General features: G+C 70.5%; 2 protein-coding genes. Both read left to right on the top strand.

What is annotated here, in order from left to right:
- The first annotated feature begins 120 nt into the window (after window positions 1–120).
- Window positions 121–1,296: an N-acetylglucosamine-6-phosphate deacetylase gene (nagA, locus tag A6302_RS19900; RefSeq protein WP_069308471.1), complete on the top strand. Its 1,176-nt coding sequence runs from the start codon at window positions 121–123 to the stop codon at window positions 1,294–1,296.
- 275 nt (window positions 1,297–1,571) lie between these two features.
- Window positions 1,572–2,753, top strand: a 1,182-nt coding sequence (repA, locus tag A6302_RS19895) for a plasmid partitioning protein RepA (protein WP_069308470.1), incomplete at its 3' end; no start/stop codon positions are given.

Genomic DNA, 2,753 nt, shown 5'->3' with positions numbered 1-2,753 from the left:
GCGGGGCCCTATGCGTCCCGGCTCGCCGAACGCCACCGCGTGCGGATCGTTGCCCCGCGCGGCGATGCCCTCGCCGGCGCCGTCGATCTCGCCCGCGCCCGACCTGCGCCGGGCAACACCTTGACCGGCCCCCTCGCCCTTGCCGCCGCCCGCATCTTCGATGGCGATACGTGGCATGACGAAGCCGCCCTGATGGTGGCGGAGGGCCGGGTCATGGCGCTCCTGCCGCGCGGCGACGTTCCTCCGGGCGCGGCTGTGACCGATCTCGGCGACGCCTTGCTGGTGCCGGGCTATGTCGACCTCCAGGTCAATGGCGGCGGCGGCGTGCTGTTCAACGACCGGCCGAGCGTGGACGGCATCCGCGCGATCTGCGCGGCCCATGTCCGCTTCGGCACCACCGCGCTTCTCGCCACCCTGATCACCGACCGGCCGGAAACCGTCACGGCGGCGCTCGCCGCCGGCCGGGCCGCGCGGGCGGCCGGCGTGCCCGGCTATCTCGGCCTGCATCTGGAGGGACCGCACCTGTCGCGGGCCCGCAAGGGCGCCCACGATCCGGCGCTGATCCGGCCGATGACCGAGGACGACCTTGCCGAGCTTCTTGCCGCCGCGAAGGACGTGGGCGTCCTGATGGTCACGGTGGCACCGGAGAGCGTCAACCTCGACCAGATCCGCCGGCTGGCCAATGCGGGCATCCTCGTCAGCCTCGGCCACACCGACTGCAGCCACGCCGCGGCGCTGGCCTGTGCGGAGGCCGGCGCCTCTCAGGTGACCCATCTCTTCAACGCCATGAGCCCGCTCGGCCACCGCGAGCCCGGCCTTGTCGGCGCCGCGCTCGATGACGGCCGGCTCTCGGCCGGGCTGATCGCCGACGGGCATCACGTCGATCCGGCGGCGATGCGCATTGCCTTGCGCGCCAAGGCCGGGCCGGGGCGGATCTTCCTCGTCACCGACGCCATGTCCGGCACCGGCACGGATCTCGACCGGTTCATGCTGAGCGGCCGCGAGGTGATCCGGTCCGGGGGGCGGCTCGCCTTTGCCGACGGCACGCTGGCCGGGGCCGACATCGACATGCACGCGGCCGTGGGCCTCGTCGCCGACCGGCTCGGCCTTCCCTTCGAGGAGGCGCTGCGGATGGCATCGGCGTATCCGGCCGACGCTGCGCGACTCGGGGCGCGCAAGGGGCGGCTGCGGGCGGGGAGCGACGCCGACGTCCTCGTTCTGGGTCCGGACCGCAATCTTGTCGCGACCTTCATCGCCGGACGCCGCGTGTATCCGGCACCGGAAGGCGAGGTCTGAACCGGCGCCGTGCGCGCCGGGACCACTGCGGTTCCGCCCGCCGCCAGCCCGGTGCAACCTCTTGACGCCGGCCTCGAATCCGGGCCTTTCAGAGCGGCCCGTACAGCCGTTGTCAGCTGACAACGGCGCGTGCCCGGGCCGCGGGAGTGCCGGAATTGCGCGGGTTCGGCAGCGGGCGTTAGCCTTTCGTTAACCCAATATTCCTTGACCGACCCGCCCGACTCGCGGACATTTGCGCAAATGAGGCCGATTGGCCCGAATTTGCGTGAAAGCCCATGACCATCGCCGGACCGCCCAGATCCAGACAATCGGAAGCCGCCTCGATCGACGAACTGATCTGGCGGGATTCCCAGGCCCTCGGCGCGCAGCTGCAGCTCCTGCGCGAGCGGCTGTTTCCGCCCGAGGCGCAGAAGGAGCTTCGCCGCTTTTCCAGCGCCGAGGCGGCGCGGCTGATCGGGGTCACCGAGAGCTACATCCGCCATCTGGCGCTGGCCGAGGAAGGGCCGGTTCCGGACAAGACCACATCGGGGCGCCGGGCCTACACGCTCGACCAGATCCACGCCCTGCGCCGGCATCTCGCCAAGGGCAAGCCGGCCTATCTGCCGACGCGCGGCCCGGGCGAGCATCTGCAGGTGATCGCCGTCACCAACTTCAAGGGCGGCTCGGGCAAGACCACGTCCGCCGCCCACCTTGCCCAGTATTTCGCGCTGCGCGGCTACCGGGTGCTCGCCGTCGACCTCGATCCGCAGGCCTCGATGTCCGCGCTCTACGGCTATCAGCCGGAATTCGACGTCGGCGACAACGAGACGCTCTACGGCGCGATCCGCTACGACGCCGAGCGCCGTCCGCTCGCCGAGATCATCCGCCCGACCTATTTCGCCGGGCTCGACCTGGTGCCCGGCAATCTGGAGCTCCACGAGTTCGAGCACGACACGCCGCGCATCCTCGCCGATCCGGCGCGCGATCCGTCGTCGCTGTTCTTCACCCGGGTGGCCGAGGCCTTCGAGAGCGTGGAGGCGAGCTACGACGTCGTGGTGATCGACTGCCCGCCGCAGCTCGGCTTTCTCACCATGTCGGCGCTGTGCGCGGCAACCTCGGTGCTGATCACCGTCCATCCGCAGATGCTCGACGTCGCGTCGATGAACCAGTTCCTCGCGATGACGTCGCAGCTTCTGTCCGTGGTGCGCGAGGCCGGCGGCAACCTGCGCTACGACTGGCTGCGCTATCTGGTGACCCGCTACGAGCCCAACGACGGGCCGCAGGCGCAGATCGTCGCCTTCCTGCGCAATCTGTTCGTGGAGCGGGTGCTGACCGCGATGATGGTCAAGTCGACCGCCGTCTCCGACGCCGGCCTCTCCAAGCAGACGATCTACGAGGCGACGCGGGAATCGATGAACCGCCAGACCTACGACCGCGCCGTCGAGGCGATGGACGGGGTCAACGGCGAGATCGAGAAA

Origin of the sequence: Methylobrevis pamukkalensis (genome assembly GCF_001720135.1) — a bacterium.
In the GTDB taxonomy this organism is placed as follows: Bacteria; Pseudomonadota; Alphaproteobacteria; order Rhizobiales; family Pleomorphomonadaceae; genus Methylobrevis; species Methylobrevis pamukkalensis.
Note: the sequence above shows the minus strand (reverse complement) of the source record. Positions and strands in the feature narration are given on the sequence as shown.